19 protein-coding genes are annotated in these 24,196 nt (G+C 43.2%); 6 read left to right on the top strand and 13 right to left on the bottom strand.

Translation table 11 applies throughout. From position 1 onward, the window contains the following. Positions 1-7: 7 nt before the first annotated feature. From NX720_RS21820 to NX720_RS21785, 8 genes are all read right to left on the bottom strand, one after another. Complete coding sequence (locus tag NX720_RS21820) at positions 8-1,714, bottom strand: type I-C CRISPR-associated protein Cas8c/Csd1 (protein WP_262597483.1); 1,707 nt, start codon at positions 1,712-1,714, stop codon at positions 8-10. Further along, positions 1,671-2,342 carry a type I-C CRISPR-associated protein Cas5c gene (cas5c, locus tag NX720_RS21815; RefSeq protein ID WP_262597481.1) on the bottom strand — a complete coding sequence of 224 codons (672 nt, stop codon included), beginning with the start codon at positions 2,340-2,342 and terminating at the stop codon, positions 1,671-1,673. Before cas5c ends, NX720_RS21820 begins: the two co-directional genes overlap by 44 nt. Positions 2,343-2,420: 78 nt before the next feature. After that, positions 2,421-4,169: a TnsD family Tn7-like transposition protein gene (locus NX720_RS21810; RefSeq protein ID WP_262597479.1), complete on the bottom strand. Its 1,749-nt coding sequence runs from the start codon at positions 4,167-4,169 to the stop codon at positions 2,421-2,423. A gap of 32 nt (positions 4,170-4,201) precedes the next feature. Beyond that, positions 4,202-5,710 (bottom strand): ATP-binding protein, encoded by a 1,509-nt coding sequence (locus NX720_RS21805; protein WP_262597478.1) that lies wholly within the window; start codon positions 5,708-5,710, stop codon positions 4,202-4,204. After that, the gene (locus NX720_RS21800) at positions 5,703-7,877 is read right to left on the bottom strand and encodes a Mu transposase C-terminal domain-containing protein (RefSeq protein ID WP_262597476.1); all 2,175 of its coding nucleotides are present in this window, start codon (positions 7,875-7,877) and stop codon (positions 5,703-5,705) included. The genes NX720_RS21805 and NX720_RS21800 overlap by 8 nt, the downstream gene beginning before the upstream one ends. Before the next feature lie 12 nt (positions 7,878-7,889). Beyond that, on the bottom strand, positions 7,890-8,762 hold the full coding sequence (locus tag NX720_RS21795) for a TnsA endonuclease N-terminal domain-containing protein (protein WP_262597474.1): 873 nt from the start codon (positions 8,760-8,762) through the stop codon (positions 7,890-7,892). A gap of 136 nt (positions 8,763-8,898) precedes the next feature. Next, positions 8,899-11,781 (bottom strand): aminomethyl-transferring glycine dehydrogenase, encoded by a 2,883-nt coding sequence (gcvP, locus tag NX720_RS21790; RefSeq protein WP_262597472.1) that lies wholly within the window; start codon positions 11,779-11,781, stop codon positions 8,899-8,901. A gap of 98 nt (positions 11,782-11,879) precedes the next feature. Beyond that, positions 11,880-13,274, bottom strand: coding sequence for an L-serine ammonia-lyase (locus NX720_RS21785; RefSeq protein ID WP_262597470.1), 1,395 nt, complete (start codon positions 13,272-13,274; stop codon positions 11,880-11,882). A 417-nt stretch (positions 13,275-13,691) separates the two neighbouring features. Between NX720_RS21785 and NX720_RS21780 the strand changes: the two genes are divergently transcribed. From NX720_RS21780 to NX720_RS21755, 6 genes are all read left to right on the top strand, one after another. Beyond that, positions 13,692-14,849: an acetate and sugar kinases/Hsc70/actin family protein gene (locus NX720_RS21780; protein WP_262597469.1), complete on the top strand. Its 1,158-nt coding sequence runs from the start codon at positions 13,692-13,694 to the stop codon at positions 14,847-14,849. A 130-nt stretch (positions 14,850-14,979) separates the two neighbouring features. Continuing rightward, positions 14,980-15,195, top strand: coding sequence for a hypothetical protein (locus NX720_RS21775; RefSeq protein ID WP_262597467.1), 216 nt, complete (start codon positions 14,980-14,982; stop codon positions 15,193-15,195). Between the two features lie 219 nt (positions 15,196-15,414). Then, positions 15,415-15,741: a hypothetical protein gene (locus NX720_RS21770; protein WP_262597465.1), complete on the top strand. Its 327-nt coding sequence runs from the start codon at positions 15,415-15,417 to the stop codon at positions 15,739-15,741. A 60-nt stretch (positions 15,742-15,801) separates the two neighbouring features. Further along, on the top strand, positions 15,802-16,818 hold the full coding sequence (locus NX720_RS21765; RefSeq protein WP_262597463.1) for an HAD family hydrolase: 1,017 nt from the start codon (positions 15,802-15,804) through the stop codon (positions 16,816-16,818). A 131-nt stretch (positions 16,819-16,949) separates the two neighbouring features. Further along, positions 16,950-17,162, top strand: coding sequence for a hypothetical protein (locus tag NX720_RS21760; protein WP_262597461.1), 213 nt, complete (start codon positions 16,950-16,952; stop codon positions 17,160-17,162). Then, a complete protein-coding gene (locus NX720_RS21755) occupies positions 17,135-18,601 on the top strand; it encodes a sodium:solute symporter family protein (RefSeq protein WP_262597459.1) in 1,467 nt (488 codons plus the stop codon). Before NX720_RS21760 ends, NX720_RS21755 begins: the two co-directional genes overlap by 28 nt. A gap of 43 nt (positions 18,602-18,644) precedes the next feature. On the opposite strand, the gene NX720_RS21750 is transcribed toward NX720_RS21755, so the two are convergent. From NX720_RS21750 to NX720_RS21730, 5 genes are all read right to left on the bottom strand, one after another. After that, positions 18,645-20,456: a hypothetical protein gene (locus NX720_RS21750; RefSeq protein ID WP_262597457.1), complete on the bottom strand. Its 1,812-nt coding sequence runs from the start codon at positions 20,454-20,456 to the stop codon at positions 18,645-18,647. 459 nt (positions 20,457-20,915) lie between these two features. Continuing rightward, on the bottom strand, positions 20,916-22,298 hold the full coding sequence (locus NX720_RS21745; protein ID WP_262597455.1) for an alanine/glycine:cation symporter family protein: 1,383 nt from the start codon (positions 22,296-22,298) through the stop codon (positions 20,916-20,918). Between the two features lie 158 nt (positions 22,299-22,456). Then, on the bottom strand, positions 22,457-22,774 hold the full coding sequence (locus NX720_RS21740; RefSeq protein WP_262597453.1) for a DUF4286 family protein: 318 nt from the start codon (positions 22,772-22,774) through the stop codon (positions 22,457-22,459). A gap of 53 nt (positions 22,775-22,827) precedes the next feature. Continuing rightward, positions 22,828-23,463: an O-methyltransferase gene (locus NX720_RS21735; RefSeq protein WP_262597451.1), complete on the bottom strand. Its 636-nt coding sequence runs from the start codon at positions 23,461-23,463 to the stop codon at positions 22,828-22,830. Positions 23,464-23,500: 37 nt separating this feature from the next. Beyond that, the gene (locus tag NX720_RS21730; RefSeq protein WP_262597449.1) at positions 23,501-24,190 is read right to left on the bottom strand and encodes a TIGR04211 family SH3 domain-containing protein; all 690 of its coding nucleotides are present in this window, start codon (positions 24,188-24,190) and stop codon (positions 23,501-23,503) included. Positions 24,191-24,196 lie beyond the last annotated feature (6 nt).

Below are 24,196 nucleotides of genomic sequence, written 5' to 3'. Positions count from 1 at the left end.
AGGCAACTCAGGGGGCGCATAAGGACTTCTTGGAGTACAGCATACACTTCTGGCTGTGATAGCCAACCCAAAAAAATAACTGCTCATAAGAGTTTAATGAGGCTGGGGGAATTCCAAGTTGAGTACTTGTTTCAGTGATCATTTTTTCAAGGTTAACACGCAGACCGGGAGAGAAAAGGCCTATAACATTGAGGTGATGTTGATTAAGCTGCCAAAAAAGAGGTAAGGCCTGTTGTGGTGATGCGATAACTGCTGACGAGCAGCGAATAGTGTTGCTTTGAGATCGAGATGTTTTCTGGCAATATTCAAGCAACGCAACCAGTTTTCCGTATACTTCACCTATGTTTTCTTTCAATTTTTTGTCCTTCACACCGGAGCAATAAAGAAAGAATAATAATAGTCGAGAGTTTAGTTTTGTGGCTCCCTGTTTGTTTAACCGCTTGTTGACTTTTTCAGTAGGAAGAGTGATAGAGACCCTATCTACTAATAATAACAAAGTATTAATTAAAATATATTTGTTAACTTGATGCAAAATGTGCCGTTTCTTGTTGCTAGAATATTGGCAGCCAAAAAAAGTGACGATAAATGGTTGAATACCCATTAATGGAAAGGTTTCTGTTGGAGCTGATTCTTGGAGCCAATGATTGCAATGTTTTTTTACTTGCTCTAATGAATACTTGCCTTCATACCAGCAAACAATTCTTCGACCACGTCCATGAAGAACTAAAAGGTAGAATACGTCATTATTATTTAATTTAGATATCCGATCAGATAAAGATCGGATTGGTTCTGGAGGATATTCAGGTTTTCCGATAAGTAGCTTTTTGAATATGTGATCGAATTTACTATAAGAGCTCCAGAATAAAACCGTAAAATCACCCCACTGTATTTTGTTCTGAGAGCCACCTTTTAAAAGTTCTCTAAGAGCACTACTGTATTTGAAATGGCAACTATCGCATGTAGGAGCACCAAATGCAGCTTCAAGTGCATAAGCACCAAAAGCTGTATTAGTATGGTGATTAACTGTGATAAGTGGAGCACCAGATGCCGAGGTTCCTTTAATATTTTTGAATTTACCATGTGTTTTAATAATAGTACCCGATTGACCACAAACTAGACACTGCCCTTCATGACCTGAAGGCTTGAGAGGGTGTGCAGAAAGGTATTTATAAACTACAGGGCGATGGCATAGTAACGTAGAATCACCTTTTAACTGAAATGTAATGTTTCCAGATTTTAACATTTTAGAAAATAAACGATGACTTTTGAGTTTATTTTTTTCTTTTGGCATAGTCAAAAATTGAATCAAAGCAAAAATAGCTAAATCAGATGTGTTTTTATAGATACACTGGACAAGGCGAATGAAGTTTTCATGTTGCATTTTTGCTTGATTATGATTATTTTCAGAATGTCCTGTAACAAAACCGGCATGATCCCAAAGTTGAAATGGATGTTCATGACTATTGATACCAGATCTGGCTATTGGGCTCGGGAGTAGCTGAGGAATACCTGCCGGTTCATCTTTTGATGTATGCTGTATAACTTCATGAAAAAAACCATTTTCATTGATAACAATAATCCACTTCAGGTTTTGAAGAGACCAGCCACTATTTGGCATTGCCCATGGACGCTGCTGGTAAAAATCGACAAGATACTTGATAACCAAAACGTTAACTCTCCAGGCCAGGGTAAGGAGGCACTTTGATTTTGCCATCTTTCATGACAGCGTGAAAAAAAATAGGGATACGTTTATGCTTAATTAATTGAAAGTCGTGTAATACATAACCAAAATCTGCGTTTTCATGGATTGGCCTTATGGCGGGGTTAACTGTTTCAAAAAAAGCAATATAATCACTTTGACCGAAAGTAGGTTGTCGGATACAGTCGCCTAGTGAGACTCTCTCTCTGAACTCTTTTATATGCTCGTCTAGTCGTGCATTAAAGCGTCTCACGTGAGATGGTTTGATTGCCATGTATGCAGTAATTACATAATCGACATCAAATAAAATTCGGTTATGTCGTATCTGCCTCATTTTTGAAGTATCAGTACATAGAGAACTATGGCTCTCTATGGCCGTTTTGATTAGATTAGGCCTTATCCACTGGCTTACTTCACTGGTCGAGCAGTTATACCAGGATATGGGCTTAAGTAGAGATATCTGGAAAATACTCCACCGAAAGTCTTTATGGTGGTAAACAGTTTCTAAGATTCCTCTTGCTGCAGAGGGGGTAATAAATGGATATGAGCAGCGCTCAACAGAGAGCTCAGGCCGGGTAAAACATGCAAATTCTCCCCTCACCCTTATTTTGAGGGGCTTGTGGAAAAGCTTGTTATCAGGCATTCGACCGATACTACATAAAATAGGTATCAATGGAGATGTTATAGACATGATCAAACGATCTTGCAACAAACAAAGTCATCAGTTCACTTGTGAATTGAGATACTCTTCTGCAAGAGCTCTAAGGTTTGATATCGTAGTCAGTTTTGAAACTTGATGGCGGTTTACAGTGCTGTTATTTTCTTTAATTTTCTCGATCGCCCATGCAATACGACGGACTTGAAAAATATCTACGGTTTCTCGTACATTATTGATATATGATTCAGTTAACGGAAGGTTATGAAGTTGATTTTTTAAAGCTGAACCTGTGCCAAGCTCTTTTGCCAGCCACTCTATAGTAATTCTCCTAGGTGGTTCGATTGCCATACAGTTTTTTACAATTGCGAGTAATTTTTTTTTGTATTCAGTATCTCTTTTTTTCCAGTTGACCTGGTCTTTCCTAGGGTATCTTTTAAGCTTGTCAGGAAGGGTTGAAGACAACCATTCTCTATCATGTTTATATAACCAGTAATAAGAAATTCGGCAAACACGCTTTACATCAGAGCGTGAAGAATTTTTGTATTTATTCAGGTATCTCGTTATCTTAAGCCTTTCTGATTGTCGTCTCTTTAGCTTTTCTTTCTGGCGAATTTCTAAGCGATGCTTCTTAATACTTGGATTTTGTGTTAATATTTGCTCAATTGAGCCAGTTGATAAATTAAACTTTTTTGCTATCTCTTGTGTTTTTTTACCAGCTCTCAATTCACTTTGTATTTGTTGCTTCATGGATAGTGTTATTTTTTTAGGCCTTAATGATACTGCTAACCCTGCGGCCTTTACTGTATTTAGAATATAGTTAGGTGAAACACCTAATTCTTCAGCAGTTTTTCTTGCAGAGTGAGTATTTGAAATAAATGATGATATGATGGTGCTTTTACAAATAGGAGTACTTGTTGGTGAATTATTTTTTTTGCTATTGAACATGTCATATTCTTTTTTGAAAGTATGTATGTCTGAATACAAAACGCTAATCCAAAAAAGGAAAAAAGCATAATTTTTAATTTCTTTCTTCCCGGCAACAGAATTTATTGCTTTCTGTGTTATTGATAAAACCCACTTGAAAAATGTAGGTGAGCAATCATTTATTGTAGATTCGATATAAATCCTAACCTTGTCTCGATCAAGAAAAAAACCACGAGTTAGCTTTAAATTCTGCATTTCAGAAAATAAAAGTTTCTTGGTTTTTACAGGGTCAAATATAAAGTTAGAGTTTAATATATCTCTACTAAGCTTGGAGAATGATAGCTCAAACTTTCCTGAATGAGTAGTTACTGTTTTTTCGGTAAATGGTAACCAGGCTTGAGTAGTTTTGCAATTTTTTGGTGGGTGTTTTGAAGCTATCAAACAAAGGTTGTGCTCAGCACAACATGTGACAAATGGAAGATGGTGAGAACGATGCCAGTAAGCTACCCCGTGCATCTTTATGTCAGATTCAATGCACATTGTGCAATACTTTTTATTGAATAATATTCCATTATTGATGCCAAATACATGAAACAAGTTGATCTGATCTTCATTAAGGAGCTTGGCTTTATTGTTTAAATATTTCTCTGTGTATGAGAATGTTTTAAAATATGGAAGTATTGAATGATTAGTTATTAGCTCGTGAGAAGTGATATTGAATGATTCAGAAGCATTATTAATATTTTGGGGTAATAGTAGTGATACTCTGTTACAGCTATTACCGAATAATGTCGATAAAAAACAACGCCAGCTCAATTCTGAAGAAAGATGATACTGTCTTACTATTGCGCTATATAGTAGTTCATCCTTGAGTAGTGTTACTGGCATAAATCATCCTTGATTATCTAATGAGGATAGTCTTATATATCGTCTAACGGTTTAAATTTTTCAGAGTCATAAGTGATATTTTTCTTTAATAAAGCGGCATGTAAATCATCTTCAGATTCACATATTATCATTCCGGTGTTTTTGATATAGTAATCATAAGATTTAGAAACTCCATTAATATCATAATCACTTTCATCTTTTTTCAAAGAGCCTCGATCTAAACAATTTTCAATACTATTTTCTTCAAGTATTGCCTCTAAGGCTTCACAAAACAAAGATTCATCACCTTTATCTAACATGGCAAGAGGAGCCGAAAGTAATGAAAATTCTTCAATGTATATTTCTTTTATTAACTCAGCTGTTATTATTTTCTCTTGCTTGGTTATGAGTATTTCGTAAATATGCTTTGCAAACTTGACTAATAAGAATACTATTCCTCTGGTGTATTTATGAATCTCTGATGCAATATCACACCTTATATCTATTTCGTGTAAATTATCTTGAGAAAAAATTTCATTTACAAGCAATAGCCACTCAGAATCTTTTTCTTTATAAATTCGTATTTTTTTTCTGAAATAAGTAGTACACCTTCTTGCAAGTGTTACATCATTGCTGAATAACTTCTCAACGTGAGTTAAACCAACAAGAATTACAGGTATTCCTGATGACATAATCGAAACAAAGAACTCTGTTATTTCATCTGTGCCACCGCTACGTTGAAGTGAAACTCTCTGTAGTTCATCAATAACAATACAGCCGATGGAAAATCTTGAGCATGCTTGAAGCATTTTAACTTGCAACTGTGCATGATTTTTTGCTTTTTGAGCAGCACATAGCCAGTTTTTTTCAGATTCATGTAAGCCAGGTATTTTATCTAGTATTTCGTCTAGCGCCTTAAAAAATGCTAAGAAGAAGGATTGTTTTGAGGATAGAGGCGGCATTGCTATATAGATATACACAATTTGTATATAAGGAGTAATTGGAAACTTAATACCCATAAATTTACTCGGATGGATAATTGCTTTTGGATATAGAGATAGATTTTTTTTGATAATACTACTTTTACCTGTACCGCTAACCCCTGACATAAAGCCTGAAATCAAATTGTCCTCATTGTCAGATGTCTGTAGCTTTTTTAGTAAAAGCTCATATTCAGTATCGTCAAAATAATATAGTTTTTTGATATTGTCAGTAATAATGGGAGACCTTCCGGTAAGACCATTGTAAAGTATATCGTTTAATTCTTTGCCTATAAATATGAAGTCATGAAATACCATAAAGAAAGAAGAAAAGCGTTTTTTTAATGATCTTATTTTTAACTCTATAGGCCACTCTAGAGTATCTTCATAGTAAAGCTTTGTTGTATTGATTCTTTCTTTTATTTTTATAGGCTTAAGTTGTTCCGGTAAGGCTCTTATTAGTGGATTGCCATACTCCTCTGGTAAAAAAATTGCTTCATTTTCATTATACTTCGCATAAACATAGTCAGGAAAGGAATTTTGTGATTCATAATGTGAGAGAATGCTGCTTGTCTTACTCATGATCGTCACCGTATAACTCTTCAAAGTCTCTTTCTCTGTCGGATTTGTCCGTTTTGTTTGCAATAGTTTTATTTTTTATATCAAGGAACTGTCTATCTTCCTTTGCTCGTAAAGCATTTCTAAAATTCTTTTCTTTGATCCTATTTTGACCCTTGTCTTGAAGCTGTTTTGTTTTGGAAGCTGTATTTGTTTTATTTGCAGCTTTGGTTGCTTTTTTTGCTTCTGACGCTATTTTCTTTTGTTCAGATTTTTTTCTAGCCTCTGATTGATCACGGTTCTCCTGCAATTTAGTATTGTTTGTCAGTAAATCCGCTTCTTTTTGATATATGTGTAAATCAACAAAGTTGGAATTTTTATATTCTTTATATGACTCCTGAAGTCTGCACTCATAAGGAGTGTTTTCAGAGTCATATACGAAAATATAATCAGAATCTATAATTGAAAACCTAATAGGAACTTTCCAGCTTCCTTTTTTAGCTTTGAAAAACCACCCTTTCTCTCTAAGTAGTGGAGAGTCGTACATAAGTTTTCGGAACCTGACACCGGAGTTGGTAATTGTAGCTTGCTCAGGATGAAGTAAATAAATTCTTAGTTCTCTTTCTGATTTTTTCTGTCCCTTGATTAAAAGATTGTCACAACCCCATTTCCAAATGTGTGATGGGTATGGCAGCACTTTGTCTTTTACCATAGCTGGATTTAACAATTGCCTTTTTTTGGCGTAGGAGTTAAGAAATAGAATTTCATTAATGAGTAGTTTTGTTAATTCGTCAACAGTCAATGCCGCATTCCAAGCTGCAAATCGCCTTTTTTGTGAACTGCACCCTTTCTCAAAAGATCCTGATACGTTTTTTAGTGCCTTGTTTAGAGTATTGAAGCATGACTCAACCAAACCTTTTGCTGCTGCAAATCTTGGGGGGGCAGTTTTTATTTCTTTTATTCCTGCAAGAAATAAACCTTCTCTCTTTAACCTTCCAATCATTTCAGAACCTCGATCTAGAAAGAGGCTGTAGGGTATGATATCAGCATCCCAGTCTTCTTTTTTTATTGATATATCATATCTTTTACAATATTTGACTTTGTCTGTGAATGTATTGAAATATAACTGTCTTATTGCTTCCCATGAGGGTTCTATTATATCTACATAGAGTCCAACATACTGATGTGAAAATACATCGATAGCGACATAGACAATAGCAACTCCTACCTTTTTACTTCGATCAAATGATGAAACCAACTCAACTGGTACTCTCCAGGCGTCAATCTGATAGCATTGAGCTGGCAAATATATGTTATCTCTTGATCGTCCCTTTTTAGCCCTTACGGTGTTATAGTATTCTGCTGTGGTGAGTCTTCTTTTAGGGGTGTGATCATACTCTTCATGTTTTTTAGCATGATAATAATATTGGCCATATTTTATTATTTCAGAGTCGGGCTTTAATATAGGAGTTTTAACTCCGTACTGATTTATTTCCCATCCAATGTTAAAATAGTTTTCTTTTATAAATCTATGCCCTTCAGCGTACTGGCCTGGGAATTTTTTGTTTGCAAGAATTATTTTAGAAGCTATATGGCTCTTAATATTTATCCCATATTTTCTAACCTCTTTATTCTTGACTTTATTATGGGGTCTTCCCCTTTTCTTCCCTGAATCTGATTTTGATACACCTCGACCACCTTGGAAATATCGATAAGGAATTAGTGACTGAGGGTTCTGATTGAATGCTATGTAGCGTAAAAATAATCTCACTATGGTTCTATGACTATAACCACAGTTTTTTGTGAATTTTCTGCATTCTTTTGAATAAGGGCATAATATCATCTCCTCATAAGCTACATCACATAATTTTTTAATAATGGTATGTCGCTTATTTCTCTCTTCTATCCATTTTTTATGTCCTTGTTTTATTAATGTCTCGTCATCAATTTGAAATATTAGGGGTAAATCTACTGTGCTTTCAGTTAAAATATCTTTAGTTATGAGTTCTCTTACTTTTTCTTTTGGAAATATTTTTGGATTTTGTAGATAATTATTCCTTTGATGTTCAGGATCTGTATCTAGCTTTAATAGCCATATGAAGTCGCTGTTATCTTCAGCAAGAACTATTCTGTAAACCCCCGTCAGTTCACAATCTTCATTTCCAATAAGTACTTGGCTCTGGTAAAGCATTGCTCTAACTCTTCAGGTTTTGAAAAAGGTTGCAGGGTTGATAATAGAATTCATTTCTAACCTTTCCTTTCTTAAGTCAAAAGTAATTTTTTTGTACCAGCATAACTGCCAAAATATTGATACTGTATCTTTATATGGAATTCCGGAGTAGGCAGAAATATTAGATAACATTTCTTGTAACTCTTCATTATGTTTTGCTCTCTTACATTCCGCTTCAAAGCAAGTAAGTGCCAAATCAAACTCATCATTGCTATATGTAGATTTCTCTAGGTATCGGTCAAATCTTTCGATATTGTCGATAACGTTCCTATTTATTGATCTCTCTGTAATGATTTTCCAATTAATTCCTTTGCTTTCGAAATAAACTTTTTGTACGTTTAGCAGCTCCCATGTTCTTTTTTTATTTTGCTTTATTGTGTCACTGTCGTTTTCAAAAAAAACCAAATCTTTCAGGTACTTCATTGATCTTGCAAGTTTTATATCCTGACCATCATCGCTTTGTGTTATCAGAGCATCTTCGGTATAGATCCAATTAGTTTTAGAACCTCTAAATCGAGCTTCTTTAATGTCCATTGCTTTCTCTATTTCTATGGTTGGGGTTTGTGGAAGGACTTCATTATCCATATCAATAAGAGGTACTTGTGTTTCTAAATTGGTGGTGCGAGGATGGAATCTAACTAAGAGGCAAAAATTATATTCTAAATCCGAATGCTTAACGATTGTTTTATCGCATTCAATTGTAACAGATCCTTCACTGGCTCTTCCCCTGGATGGAACATCCGCAATAGAAGTGAAAGACCTGTTTTTCTTTAAACAATCATTTTTCCAAGCTTTCACCCATCTCTGAACATCTTGCTGGGTAACCCCTGTTCGCTTTTTCCTCATAAAAAAGCCTCTGAAGTCAACTTGTTACCTTAGTATTAAGGTTAGGACTCCAGAGGCATTTTGTCAGAAATTATTTTTTCTTGACAGAAATTATTTTTTTTGTCAGAAATTATTTAATTTTTACAAAACCAATACGTTACCTGTAGGAATCAGTCGAAGGACAACTGCATATAAAATGCCTGTCACCGTGAGCGTTATCGACCCGGTTAACGGCAGGCCAGTACTTGCCTCCCTGTGGATTACCGGCAGGGAATACCGCATCTTCTCTTGAATAAGGGCGATCCCAGCCAGAGTCAACCAGATCGGCCTGAGTATGCGGGGCATTCACCAGTGGGTTGTTGTCGGCTGGCCATTCACCGTTCTCGACTTTTATGACCTCCTGACGAATAGCAATCAGGGCATCCACAAAGCGGTCAATTTCAGCTCTGGATTCAGACTCCGTTGGTTCAATCATCAATGTGCCAGCCACAGGAAAAGACATGGTGGGCGCATGGAAACCGTAATCCATCAGTCGTTTAGCAATGTCTTCCTCTGTAATGCCACTGGCGTCTTTTATGGGACGAATATCAATAATGCACTCATGGGCGACACGGTTATTACGACCACGGTAAAGCACGCTGTAATGCTCTGACAGTCGTTCGGCCATGTAGTTGGCGCTGAGAATGGCGACTTCTGACGACTGTTTTAAACCCGTCTGCCCCAACATTTTGATGTACATCCAGCTGATTGGCAGAATGGATGAACTGCCAAACGGTGCGGCTGCCACGGCTCCTGTGCCTTTATGTTCTCCCTCTATTGGGCTGACACGATGGTTGGGCAGATAAGGCGCCAGATGTTGTTTAACACCAATCGGTCCCATGCCGGGCCCACCCCCACCGTGCGGAATAGCAAAGGTTTTATGCAGGTTCAGGTGCGAGACATCGGAACCAAACTGCCCCGGCTGAGCAATGCCAACCAGTGCGTTCATATTGGCACCGTCCATATAAACCTGTCCGCCGTGCTCATGGATAATCGAGCAGATAGTACGAACTTCTTCTTCAAAGACACCGTGGGTGGACGGGTAGGTGATCATCAAAACAGACAGGTGTTCGCTGTGCTGTTCAGCTTTGGCTCGCAGGTCGTTAATATCCACATTACCGTTACTGTCGCACTTAACAATCACCACTTCTAATCCTGACATGACGGCAGAAGCCGGGTTGGTACCGTGAGCAGAAGATGGAATCAGGCAGATATTGCGGTGTGCCTGTCCATTGGCTTGCTGATAGTTGCGTATGGCCAGCAGACCCGCGTATTCGCCCTGGGCGCCAGAGTTTGGCTGCATGGACAGTGCGTCGTAACCCGTAACACTGATCAGATCCTGTTCCAGTTCCCGAATCATGGTCATATAACCCGGCACCTGATCCCTTGGGGCAAAGGGATGAATATCGGCAAATTCCGGCCATGAAACCGGCAGCATTTCCGCCGTAGCATTCAGTTTCATGGTGCAGGAGCCCAGGGGGATCATGCCGTGGGTCAGGGAGTAGTCTTTGTTCTCCAGCTGTTTCAGATAACGCAGCATATTCGTTTCTGAGTGGTAACGGCTGAAGGTCGGGTGAGTCAAAATAGCATCGGTACGACGCTGCTCCGGTTGAATGCCAGAGCCATTGATTCTGGCATGCAGCTGTTCGATATCAAGATCGTTGTCTGCGCCCAGGATGATATCAAACAACTGACTGATATCTTCACGGGTGGTGGTTTCGTCCAGACTGATGCCCAGCTGGTCACTGCCGACCATTCGCAGGTTGCAACCTGAATCCAGCGCTTTTTTGTAGAGAGCGTTCTGTTCGCTACCCACCGTGATCGTTAGCGTGTCGAAGTACGAGGTATTGCACTTTACCCCAAGCGTGGTCAACCCTTCTGCCAGAATAGCCGTCAGGCGATGCACGCGTTCGGCAATAACCTTCAACCCTTTGGCACCGTGATAAACCGCATAAAAACCTGCCATATTCGCCAGCAGGGCCTGAGCCGTACAGATGTTGGATGTAGCCTTCTCCCGTCGTATATGTTGCTCACGGGTTTGCATCGCCATACGCAATGCCTGATTGCCCCGGCTGTCGACAGAAACGCCAATAATCCGGCCGGGAATGGAGCGCTTCAGTTTCGCACTGGTGGCAAAATAGGCAGCATGGGGGCCGCCAAACCCCATAGGCACCCCAAAACGCTGGGTGTTGCCAAGGGCGATATCGGCACCCAGCTCACCCGGTGACTTCAGCAGCACCAGCGCCAGCAGATCCGCAGCCACCGACACCATGGCTTTTTGCTGCCGAGCCTGTTTAATAATACTGACAATGTCGCCTATTTCGCCGTAAGTACCCGGGTATTGCAGCTGTACGCCAAAGACCTCGTGTTGATCAAGTTCGGTAGAAGGGTTGCCGACCACCACCTGAATACCCATATGGGCTGCACGGGTCTGAATCACGTCAATGGTTTGAGGATGAACATCGTCGGCAACAAAGAAGACCGGGTGCTTGCTGCGATTCGACCGGCGGCACAGTGCCATGGCTTCAGCGGCAGCCGTTGACTCATCCAGAAGCGAAGCATTCGCCACTTCCATGCCGGTCAGATCCATCACCATCTGCTGATAGTTCAGCAGGGCTTCCAGACGCCCCTGGGATATTTCCGGCTGGTAAGGCGTATAGGCCGTATACCAACCGGGATTTTCCAGTACATTACGCTGAATAACAGGCGGCACATGGGTGTTGTGATAGCCCATGCCAAGGTACGATTTGAACACCTTGTTCTGGTCTGCAAGAGAACGCAGGCAACTGAGTGCCTGCTGTTCAGTCATGCTGTCATTAACGTTCAGGGGCTGCTGCATGCGAATAGCCCCGGGGACGGTATCCTTGATCAGCGTTTCCAATGAGTCTGCGCCGAGCAGGTTCAACATAGTCTGTTGTTCGTCGGTATCCGGGCCAATGTGGCGTCCGGTAAATGCATCGTTATGCTCCAGCTGTTTAAGCGCCTGTTTTTCAACGACCATGTTTCTACCTTTCTTCTGGCAGTCACCCGCATCCTTTACGGAGGTGACTCAAGTATGGATGATTAATCTTGTTTTCAGGTGCCGATGTGTCTGAAAGATCAGCACATCACCACATTAACAGCCAGCCCACCGGTGGCTGTTTCTTTGTATTTGTCCTGCATATCCAGTCCGGTCTGGCGCATGGTCTCAATCACATCGTCCAGTGATACCCGGTGTTCTCCGGTACCAATCAGGGCCAGTCGAGCCGCATTGATCGCCTTGACCGCACCCATGGTATTGCGTTCGATACAGGGAACCTGAACCAGCCCGCCGATAGGATCGCAGGTCAGCCCGAGGTTGTGTTCCATACCGATTTCTGCCGCATTTTCAGTCTGCAACGGTGAGCCACCCAAAACTGCACACAAGGCTCCGGCCGCCATGGAACAGGCGACGCCGATTTCACCCTGACAGCCGACTTCAGCGGCTGAGATTGAAGCGTTCTTTTTATAAAGCATGCCAATGGCAGCCGCTGTGGCGATAAAGGTGATAATATCCTGCTCTTTACTGCTGTCGACAAAGCGTACGTAGTAAGCCAGAACCGCAGGAATCACACCGGCAGCGCCGTTGGTGGGGGCTGTGACGACGCGACCACCCACGGCATTTTCTTCATTCACCGCCAGAGCAAACAGACTGACCCAGTCCATCAGCTCCAGCTGGTCTTTCTGATGAGCTTTACGATTGACCAGCTTCTGATGCAGACCGTGAGCCCGCCGGGCAACCTGTAAACCACCCGGCAATACCCCATCTTCTGCACAGCCCCGCTCAATGCATTGCTCCATAACGTGCCAGATACGCAGAATCTGCTGCTCAATATCGGGGTAGCGGGCAAGGTGGTGTTCATTCGCCATCACCACTTCGGCAATCGTCAGGTTATTGTCTTCGCAGCGTTGCAGAAGCTCTCTGGCATTGTCGAAGGGGAAGGGAATGGTGCGGGGCTGGGCAGAAGAGGCCTGATCAGTAGTGGCGTGGTCGAGAGCGGCTTCCTGTTCATCCAGTACAAAGCCACCTCCAACGGAATAGTAATTATTGGTGTGCAGAACAATGCCTGCATGATCCTTGACGGTCAGCGTCATACCATTGGGATGAGCTGGCAACGACTGTCCGAAGTGAAACTGTAGATGGTGCTTCTGACTGAAGGCAACCGGATACTGTCCGGCAAGGCGAATCTGTCCTGAGTCTTCGATGGTCTTAAGAAGCCCTGGTGCCTGATCCGGGTCAAGACGGTCAGGCTGTTCGCCCAGTAACCCCAGAAGTACGGCTGTATCGGTGGCATGGCCTGAACCCGTCATCGCCAGTGCGCCGAACAGATCGATCTTGATACTGGCGACCTGGTTCAGTAGCTGTTTATCTGACAGTTCGCCAAGAAAGCGGTTGGCAGCCACCATCGGCCCAACGGTGTGGGATGAGGAAGGCCCAACGCCAATTTTGAACAGGTCAAAGATACTCAGGCCCATGGGTTCACTCCATCAGGTTCCACTGCTTGTCCTTATCGCAAAGACTTTTTATCAACGGTTGCATCACTCAACCGGGTCGGGAAAGTATGCCGGAAGGGTAACAACCGCCCTGTTTCATATCAAGATGAATGTGTCTTACAGGGAACGCCCTTAAATATAATACCCGTCATCCGTTTTTCAGTGTTGCTTGCCGGCGCTGTGATTGCAGACAGTTGCCGAAACTCTGCTAATATAGGTGAGTTCATACTGTTCAGCTCCTATTCTGCCATTGCCTGCACTATCGCTTTATTAATCAGAATCAACGCTCCTTAGCTTGAAATAACAGGCACCTGGCACCTTCTCTTCCCCCTGCCCTTCCCCCGCGAAGTTGTTTAATGGCAGTGGGTGTTACAGACGTATAAGGTGAATGTGACCATCATGTTATCAACTAAGTTCGCCAGTATTTTTGCAGTGACATGCTCAATAGCAATGGCTGATTATGATGCCGTTGAGAAAAAAAAGGCTGCCGTAGTGAATGCGGGCAGTTCCGGCTCAAGGCTCTTTATCTACCAGCATTCGTCAGACCCTAAAATGGGGCTTCCTGATATTAAGGAGGATACGCAGAACATACAAAACGGAGGCATTCAAGACGTTGATGTAAGTAATCTGGATCAATATCTGCAAGCACTGTTTAGCAAAGTTGAAAAAGAAAATATTAATAATATTTACTTTTATTCAACCGCTGGCATGCGGAAAATCAAACCTGACCAAAGAGCATCAATAAATACAGGCATTGAAAAATGGTTAAAAGAAAAATTCCCTTCATCAGACATTGACGTTCAAACAATAACAGGCCAACAAGAGGCCCTGTATGCCTGGCTGGCATTAAATTATGACAACAAGTTCTTAGCTTTACAGGGAGATACACAGGGAGTACTTGATATGGGCGGTGGATCTACACAAATCGCTTATGAAGTTAAGAATAAAGGAAGCTACACCGTTAAGATAAGCAACAAAACTTACAGCCTTGAAACAAAAAGTTTTCTGGGTTTAGGGCTTGATCTGGCAATAACCCAGTACCTGAATCAGGCAGCATGCTTCCCTAAAGGTTTCCCTTTGCCTAATGGAAAAAAAGGAACCGGTGACTTTGAAGTCTGCAGTAAAGCTATTCGACCGTTAATTACAGATGTGCAAAAAGTTTCCAGCTATCTTTCATTACACCCAGTTGTCAATACGCACAGTTTTATTGTCATTTCAGGGTTTTACTATACGGCAAAAGAGCTAAATATTACCAAAAACTATTCCATAAAAAAACTGGGTGAGCAAGGTGAGAACTTTTGCAAGCAAATCTGGGAAGACTTAAAGATTGGAGAAACTTCCTATCTGCCGTCACCTTTTCTATGGCATATCTGCTTTGATGCTGCGCTGGAAAGTGACTTGCTGACGCTTGGCTATCGGTTAGAGCTCGCGGGGCTCCCTATTAAAACGACTTCAAGTATTGACTATAAATCAGACTGGTCGTTAGGTGTATTGTTTAAACCTTTTGTCACCCCCTCTGCGGAATCAAAACAATCTGATTCTCGTAACGAACTATAAACTTTAATACCAAAATCTGAGCTAAGGGCGGTAACAACCAGAAATATACCCTAAACTCCGGCTTCCCTGACTTCATACCTGCCATAAAGGGCGGGTATGAAGTTAATTCAGACGATGTTGAGTAGCGGTGATGTTAAGACACAATTTCCGGAAAATTCGTCAGACTCTTCTGAAAGCAATTATGTATTCTCTGTTGCTTATATCAATCCCCTGGTACAGGCCCCCCGGACAGCTTTCCCCGACCCTTGAAAGCTTTCCTGACTGGGTACTTACAGCACTGCTCTGTTACGCCATAGTCACCGGCATCAATGTCTGGCTATGGTATGCGGAGAGTCCGGCAAAGTGACGCTTCAACTGGGACTGATTATCATTTATTTCTTTTCATTCACTGTCAGAGCAAACAGACTGACCCGTTTCCTGGTTGGCTTCCCACCAGGATGACTGTTTGTCGGAATAACTTGCAAAGGAGGAAAACAATACTAGTCTCAGCCTTCATATTAGTTTTTATACGCTTGCTGCTCTCTGTTCGCCTGCGTAATACCCAAGATTATTAAAGGTGTGTAAGATGCTGAAAAATATAAAAAAATTATTAATTTGTACTACGTCATTACCTCTGATGCTATTGCTTGCTGCTGCCACGCATATTGGGGCAGATCAAACCAGCCAACCAAATAATCCGGTAAGTAAGGCTCGGGAACAATTAAAAAATCTGCAAATTCTGACAGAAGCACCTGAGTTGGATTATGAGAAATTAGAACAAATGGAAAAAAATTTAAAAAAAACAAGATTTGATTTGGGCAATTGTAAAAATAAGAACATGGATAATGAAGTTATTAATCTTCAACTACTTCAGGAGATGGAGGGATTAGAAAAAGAGCTTAAGGCATGTTAGTAGCATCACCAAAAAAATAAAATAAAGATTGATTTACAGCTATCACAGATATTAACAAACATGAAATCAAATAAAATACTCCTTTTTTTCACTGTAATTATTTTCACCCTCATTATCACAGATAATAAATCAAATGCTAGCACTCCTGCGAATATTAGTGCTGACACTTCTGCGGTTATTAACACTGAGACTCCTAATGTTACAAGAAAAGTTAAATCAGCCCATTTCTTTGGGATCGATGGAGAAATACGACAAAGAGTAATAATCCAGCCTGCAATACTTTACGGCAAGGTAGAATTTAGAGACGAAAGTAACAATAAATTATTAGCAGAGGGGTATGAATTTCTGCTAGCATCTGCCACAGCGGATAATCAAACACTGTATAAGCATAGAGCATTTGCTCTGGAAGCAGGCAAAAATAAATCAGTCAATGTAGATAATTGTACTAGCTCTGATGAAAGAGCGAACTGCACAATAAATGAGCTATTGGACTATAGAGCTTCCGAAGGCGTTAACCTTATTGTTGATAGTGGCGACAGCATCCGAACTTATTATGAGTACAACTGTAAATATCGAAATACCCATTCTGACAATTCAGGCTTACTGAATAGTGAATTATTATTAGATTGTAAGTATGTTAAAGAGTTACCATTGCCTTCCAGGGTTCTGTTTTATGGTCAGGATGAAAATTCATCGGATATCATTAGCATTCTTTCTTATTTCGCCTTCAGGAAGAAATACAATTCAGAACCTGGTATTGATTTTTTTGATCGTTTGCCTCCTGCCAGCTATTACATGTATGGTACAAGATACACTGCAAAAAAATATAATCAGTATGCAAAGTCAATCCACTCATTAGTTAATGATCTCTGGCATGCCGAAGTAAAGGAAAAAACCAAAGAGGAAATAGACGAGGAAGAAGAATATGAGAAGAAAGTATCAAAAACCGAGCCGGATCTGAAGGCAACTCAAATCAATTTACAGGAATGCAAAAAGAAAAATGCTGACCATGAGAAACAAACAGATCAGCTGAAAGAAGAAATAGATAGTCTCAAAGAAAATCTTAAATCGTGCTAACCCTGCCTTAACCAGTTCCACGAAAGGGGTATGGCGGCCTGTTAAACTTCAGGCTGTCCTGCTGGTTGCATACTATCAGGGTTACTTTGCTAAGCTGCCAACAGCTTATCAGCCGATAGTCTATAACTGCGATGATAAAACACAAATTCCGGCCTGTCAGGATGTTTTTTAAGTCAGCCATGTATTCCCTGTTGCTTGTATCCATTCCCTGGTACAGACCCCCCGGGCAGTTTTCCTCGACCCTTGAAAGCTTTCCTGACTGGGTACTTACAGCACTGCTCTGTTACGCCATAGTCACCGGCATCAATGTCTGGCTATGGTATGCGGAGAGTCCGGCAAAGTGACGCTTCAACTGGGACTGATTATCGTTTATTTCCTTTTGCTTCTACCTGTCTGCCTGAAAGCTAAACAGTCCAGCACCAAAAATACGGCATCAGACCACTATCTGGCAGACCGCTCCCTGGGGATGTTTGTCTTGTCCCTGACACTCTTTGCCACCATAGCCAGTGGGCATACGCTGCTGGCTAATACCGGACAGGCTTATCGGCTTGGCTACCACTGGATCATGGCGATGGGGTTGTGGACTACGATCAGCGTAAGTTATCGCTGGATTGTTCCAAAACTAAGACCCATTGCGCTGACGAACCATTTTGTCACTCCCGGAGACTGGATCCGGTTCCGGTTTCCTGCCCAGCCCTGGGCTGTCCCACTGAGGCAGTTGCTTACACTCTGTTTCTGCCTCTGTCTGACTAACTATCTGTTTGCTCAGCTCAAAGCGGTGGGTGAAATTGTGGTGGTGCTGACTGACAGCAAGGTTCCCTATCACCTTGCTGTTCCTCTGTTTGCCCTGGTTATTCTGCTCTATGACTCGGTAGGCGGTTTGCGCGCTGTAGCCTGGACTGATGTGATTCAGGGGCTGGTGACCATTGCCGGGGTTGCCTGCCTGTGCTACTGGATTACCAGTCACTTTGGTGGTTTGCAGCAAATCATTGCCGGTGTCGCTGAGCACAGACCTGAAAGCGCCAGAGTTCCCGACTACACCTTTCAGGCTCGCTGGTTCAGCCTGATGTTAATGGGAGGGTTAGCGGTCTGTGTGTATCCACAGGCGCTACAGCGTGTTTTTGCGGCATCATCCACCCGGGTACTCTATCGCTCGCTGGCACTGTCCAATATGGTGCTTGTTATCTGCGGGCTGGTTCTTATTCTCACAGGCTGGTCGTCTCTGTCACTGCTTGGCGGTGCCAGCATCAGCGAAGATCAGGTGTTGACCGTCGCATTAAAGCAGTGGGCTGCCAGCAGTGCTATCAACTATTTCGGCGCTTCCCTGGTGCTGATGGCTGTAATGGCAGCGATTATGTCAACCGCTGATTCAGTGTTGCTGTCACTGGTGTCCATTATAAAACACGACTTTACTCAAACTTCTGCCCGAACCAGTCTTCGACAGGATTATCTGATTGCGTTTGTGGTCATGACACTCTGCTCTCTTGCAGCGCTTTACCGGGATATTACCCTGTGGCGCCTGCTTGAACTCAAGCTGGAACTGCTGGTGCAATGTTTTCCGGGGTTTGCGCTGGCATTACACCGACCTTCTCTCAGGGCGTCTTCCGTGTTTCTGGGGCTGGCTACAGGTCTGGTGGTGCTGATCACCGAGCTGGCTCTGGGGGTTCGCTCTGTTTATGGTATCAATAGCGGCATGGTGGCGCTGGCAGCCAATATTACCGGTATTTTTATACATCACGTTGCTGTTATACCCATGATAAAGAAAAGGCCGCAAATCCTGTGAGCTTAGGAGTAAGCCAAACTTATTGTTCTTTTTGTACAGTGCTTTAGTCGAAAACGTCATCAAAACTAGCATCACTCATTTGAATACTTTTCTTTTTACGGGATCTAGATGCCCCACTGTGAGAGATGAGAGAGTTTCTAGTCCTTACGGGAAGAGTTCTTACGGGAGTATTTGGGCGCACCACTAACGGATCATGAGCAGGTGACATCATTACTTGCTGGCAGTCATTTCCATGTCCGGGAGGGTTATGAACCAGCTGGTATCTATGTTGTCCCGGAACCTGAGGAACATGAGACGCGGGGGGAGGTCTGAGTGCATTCTCCAATGAACGGATTTTTACCCTGTTCAAAAAGCTGTAAGTCATAGATATGGTGGCTACCCCCAGACTCAATACCGCAATGCCAAGGCTAATATAAACGACGGTCTTCTGATTATTATTCGATGCTTGGGTGTTGTGAGAGGTATCCGTTTTTTCATTATCACGCTGCCCGGTTTCTCTGACAAATCTTCGGCGATGGTGTTTTGCATCCGAATGCCCAGATCCAGACAGAGGGATTACATCAGGTAAATAGATTGCCCCTTTAAACCTGTTTCCATCCTCATAGCTGATATAGCGGGTAACAGGGTTGCTGGAGCCATAAGTCAGGAAATCAGTTGCCATGAAATTGTTCTTCAGCTTTAAGTCAGCGGGGTTATCCCCGTTTATCCAGCATATGAACCGGTTGTTGTAAGCTACGTAGTTTTTGATATTGTCGACTCGACTGACAATATTTCTTTTGCACTCTCCAAAAAAGTGATTGTTTTCTAATTTAAGGTAAGTGCCAACTTTCTGATTATATTCAGAATTACTGGTATGTGTGTCAGTTGTGAGAAAGACAGGGTTATCAGTGACTGACTGACCATATGAAAAAAAATGACTGCCTTTAATATTAAACAGCGCCTGATCGTATTTTTTTTCATGGAATAAAAAATTTTCAGTTGCGAAAATATTGATGCTTTGCCCTGCTGGCTGAACCAGCTCACTATTAAAAATATTTATGATGTTTTTTTCCGGTTGAATATCGAGCTTGTCTGAATTTTGCTTTATCTCAAAACTCAGTAATGAAGAAGATGCAGAGATTGATTTTGTTGCTTGCTCACTGGGTTTTAGCTCATATGGCGTTGATAAAAAAGCAGGTGCGTTGGACAAGCCCGAAATCAATATACCTGTTGCATTTGAATCTATGAGGCTATCTTTTTTGGATGTGTCGGATTCACTGTTTTCCCACATGCGTTCCAAACCAATATAAAAATCATTTGCCAGCTTTGCATCAGTGGTTAATGGAATCCCGACTAATTTTTGACCTTTTTCCAAAGTGATGGTTTGGTTGACTTTATAGCTTTTTTGCCAATGAGCCTGGAGAGTACGACGGGCTCCCCTCGCGTCAACCATGATCAGCCCCTGGTCCCGGTGGGCGGGATTAGTCAGTTCCGTTCTGACGCCGGGGCCAACCATGAGGAAGACCGTATTCTTTTTATCTTCAGGTATCCGGTTACGGTTGTATTCTCCGATAGTTTCATCAATAGGCTTTCCATCAGGGAAAAGCATTACGCATCGGGATATCTGATTGAATGGGAATTGCTTTTGAATGTTGTTTAATATTGTCGCCGCAGCCGTTTGAATTGATTCATTCAGTCTTCCCCCACTTTCTATAGAAGAGTTGCACAAATCATCTAATGTTTGAGCCTCGTTCGAAGTGTTGGGCGTTTGCGTATGCTTCCGGGGTAGCTGCTGTGCAGTGCCCGATAAAGAGAAAAACAAAATAATTAACGTCAGTGCTCGTATTATGAAGGAGATTAATAAGGAATCTTTCATCGCAACCAACTTATCACTTCAAACGTAAAACCCCTTACTTTTAGTGAGGGGATGTAAGTTCAGCTTGCAAAGCAAGCTCTCTGCACTATCTTTTTTTGTCTTGGATGTTTTAGCGATTACGCTGCCAAGACAGGAAAGTAAAAAACTAAATTACCTCCGTTTTTTGCCCGTGTCGTTTACTCGACAATCTTAACCGTAGGGCAAGAAAGCGAATAAGGTGTGTCCCGCTACTGGTAAGGGATGCACTGCGGCAGGGCATTGCCGTCTAGCTGTAGGAATCCTCGTCGTTTACGGCGAGGAGGATGTCAAAAATACGTGTTTACTTGTCGTTGCGTGAATATAGTTGTTTTAAAAATAGTTGCTACTCTGATTGTGACAACAGCCATTCCCATCAGGACAAAAAAAAGACCATAAATATTTCTGGATTCATGGTCTTTTCTGCTACGGACGTATCAACGATTATTCAGCAATGGTTTTGCCTTCTTTTTCGGCGGCTTCTTTTGCCAGGTAGTCGCGCACCAGTTTGAATACCACTGGACTCAACAGCACAAGAGCGACCAGGTTAGGTATTGCCATCATGGCATTCAGGGTATCAGCCAGCAGCCAGATAAAGTTCAGGTTCATAGTCGCACCAACCGGCAGAGCAATGATCCACAGAATCCGGTAAGGCTTCACAGAACGTGGGCCAAACAGGTATACGAGGCAGCGTTCACCGTAAAAGCTCCACCCCAGCGTGGTGGTAAAGGCAAAGATCGCCAGCGAGAACGTCACGATGTAGTTACCAACACCCGGCATGGCTTTAGCAAAGGCCATGGAAGTGAGTGCCGCACCGGATTCTCCGGAAGTCCAGAGACCAGAGGTGATAATTACCAGACCAGTAATGGTACAGATAATAATGGTATCGATAAAAGTACCCAGCATGGCAATCATGCCCTGACGAACCGGGTCTTTGGTTTTGGCGGCAGCGTGGGCAATGGGAGCAGAGCCCAGACCCGCTTCGTTGGAGAAAACACCACGGGCAACACCGAAACGAATGGCTGCCCACACAGCTGCACCGGCAAAGCCACCTGTTGCGGCAACCGGTGAGAAGGCATAGGTGAAGACCAGGGACAGAGCTTCAGGAATGGCAGCGGCATTAATCACCAGCACCCCCAGTCCGGCTAACAGATAACTAATCGCCATAAAAGGCACCAGTGTACCTGCCACCTGACCAATACGACGGACGCCGCCAATCAGTACCAGACCCACCAGAACCATCAGGACGACACCGGTTATCCAGGTAGGCAGACTGAAGTTAGCTTCCAGAACCGCAGCGACCGAGTTGGATTGTACCGTATTACCGATACCAAAGCCTGCGATAGCACCGAACAGGGCAAACAGTGTGCCAAGCCACGCCCAGCGGGAACCCAGACCGTTCTTGATGTAGTACATGGGGCCGCCGTAATGATTGCCTTTGTCGTCTACTTCCCGGAACTTTACCGCCAGTACGGCTTCTGCAAACTTGGTGGCCATACCCACCAGCGCTGTACACCACATCCAGAACAGGGCACCGGGGCCACCAAGAAAGACAGCGGTGGCAACACCAGCAATATTACCAGTGCCAACGGTTGCTGACAGAGCGGTCATCAGCGCCTGAAAGGGTGAGATTTCCCCAGCCTTGTCTTCACCATCTGCCGGTGTACGACCACTCCATAGTAACTTGAAACCGGTTCCCAGTTTGAGCAGTGGCATCAGCCGCAGACCCAACATGAGGAATAGCCCCACCCCCAGAATAAGAACAAGCATTAACGGTCCCCAGACGACCCCGTTAATGGCGTTCACAATAGTAGTTATTTGTTCCATTTTTTTATCCGCTGTTTGCTTATTGTTCTGTTGCGTCACAGGCCGGAAATGCGTCACTCATCCTGCGAAAGTTCCGGCAAAAAACATGCTTTCACAGGTTGCTTTAACTTAATGGATGAGACTGCTAAATTCAACGCAGACTTGGGTGACAATGGGGGTTAACTGGAAAACACGGGCCTGGACATCAGGCGACGGTAAATTTTCAGATCGTCACCAAAACGGTTTGCGCCGTCTTCTCTCATGGCTGGCGCATAATCCGCTATGTAACGATCAAAAACAGACTGATCTTCCAGAAAATACTGCACACAGAAACCCACGTGAGCTTCAGGCAGACGATCATCCTCCTGCAGTCGGGAAATAGTGGCGTCTTCAAATCCACCAATTTTGAGTAGCTGCTTGACGTGCAGCTCCAGCCAGACAAGAAATTCATCCTGCCGGGACTGGGGAATCATGCAGTTCACTTCGTAGATCATCATTCCTCCCATGGGCCTGTCAGACTTAAGGCTTGATCAATTGATACAACACAATGCTACCGCTTCCGGATAATATTCAGGCCATGCCGGACTGGTAGCAACACATTCTCTACATCGTTGCGCTGACAAATATGTTGATTCAGGTCGGCAATGGCCTGCGCTCGTTCATCCTGAGGGGTCAGAACCTTTCCTTTCCAGAGGGCGTCATCAATAATGATCAGCCCACCCTGGCGCACCATGGGCAACGTCATTTCAAGATAGTCCTGATACTTTTTCTTGTCGGCATCAATGAACACCATATCGAGCTCTCCTTCAATGGAGGGAATAGTCTCCAAAGCCATGCCAAACAAGACGTTCAGTTTGTGCGATAACCCCGCCTGTGCAAAAAACTCCTCAGCAATAGCGATGGCTCTCGGGTTACTTTCGCAGCACATAATTTCGCCGTCTTCGGGCAGTGCTTCAGCAATCGACAGCGCGGCATAACCGGTAAACATCCCAATTTCCAAAACCCGCCGGGCGTTACTGAGCGCTGCCAGCATTTTCAGCGTCTGCCCCACCAGGCGACCGGACATATTATCCGGGTAGCGGGTCCGGTCACGGGTGGCCTGCGCCAGAGCCTGCAATGCAGCCGACTCCTGCCCGGTCATCTCATGACAATACTGCTCCAGCTCCGGAGTGACGATATCCGTCATTGCTCTACCTTAATTCTCAAACATTCAAACCGCTGACTCACACCCAGTCAGACGAAGGCTTCTTACGCAGCTTCACCATAGGCAGGAACAGACCTAACAGAATGCCAATCAGAATGGTGCCACCACCATACAGATACCAGCGGATACTGTTATTTCTGACCAGCTGGGCATTTTCAGCCTCAACCACTTCTACCCGGTTTTTATATCGCAGGTTTTCTTCCATCAGCTGTTTGTTACGACGATCAAGTGCCAGAGGTTCAGCCGTCGCTTCCCGCAAACTCACCAGTTCGGTGGTTTTTTCATCCAACATGGTTGACGTGTTTTTCAGGTTGTTTCTGGCCGACTGCAACTCGGCTTCCTGTTGTTGCAGCTCAGCCTGAAGTTGTTTCAACTGTGCCGACAGCTGCTGGTTTTTCTTCTGTTCTTTTGGCAACTGGTCACGGGCTGGCTGCGAATCCATAAGGTATTGGGTTCGAATAAAACCTTCGGTACCGTTGGACATCCGGACCCTGGTGAAACCCTCTCCGGCGTTTTCTTCCAGTACTGTCATCCGGGCACCGGTTTTTAAACCCTGATGCAGAATCCGGTACTTATTTCCCGGCCCTGCCCGCAGGGGAACATAGACAACATCGGTAACATACTTATCAGCTGCATGCACCTGTGCGGCAGTGCCCGAGAGCCATACTGCAGCCAGTGCAAACATCATGGTTTTTACAATCAGCTTCATGCGCTT

Source organism: Endozoicomonas euniceicola (assembly GCF_025562755.1).
Taxonomy (GTDB): domain Bacteria; phylum Pseudomonadota; class Gammaproteobacteria; order Pseudomonadales; family Endozoicomonadaceae; genus Endozoicomonas_A; species Endozoicomonas_A euniceicola.
This window is presented reverse-complemented; position numbering and strand designations above follow the sequence as displayed.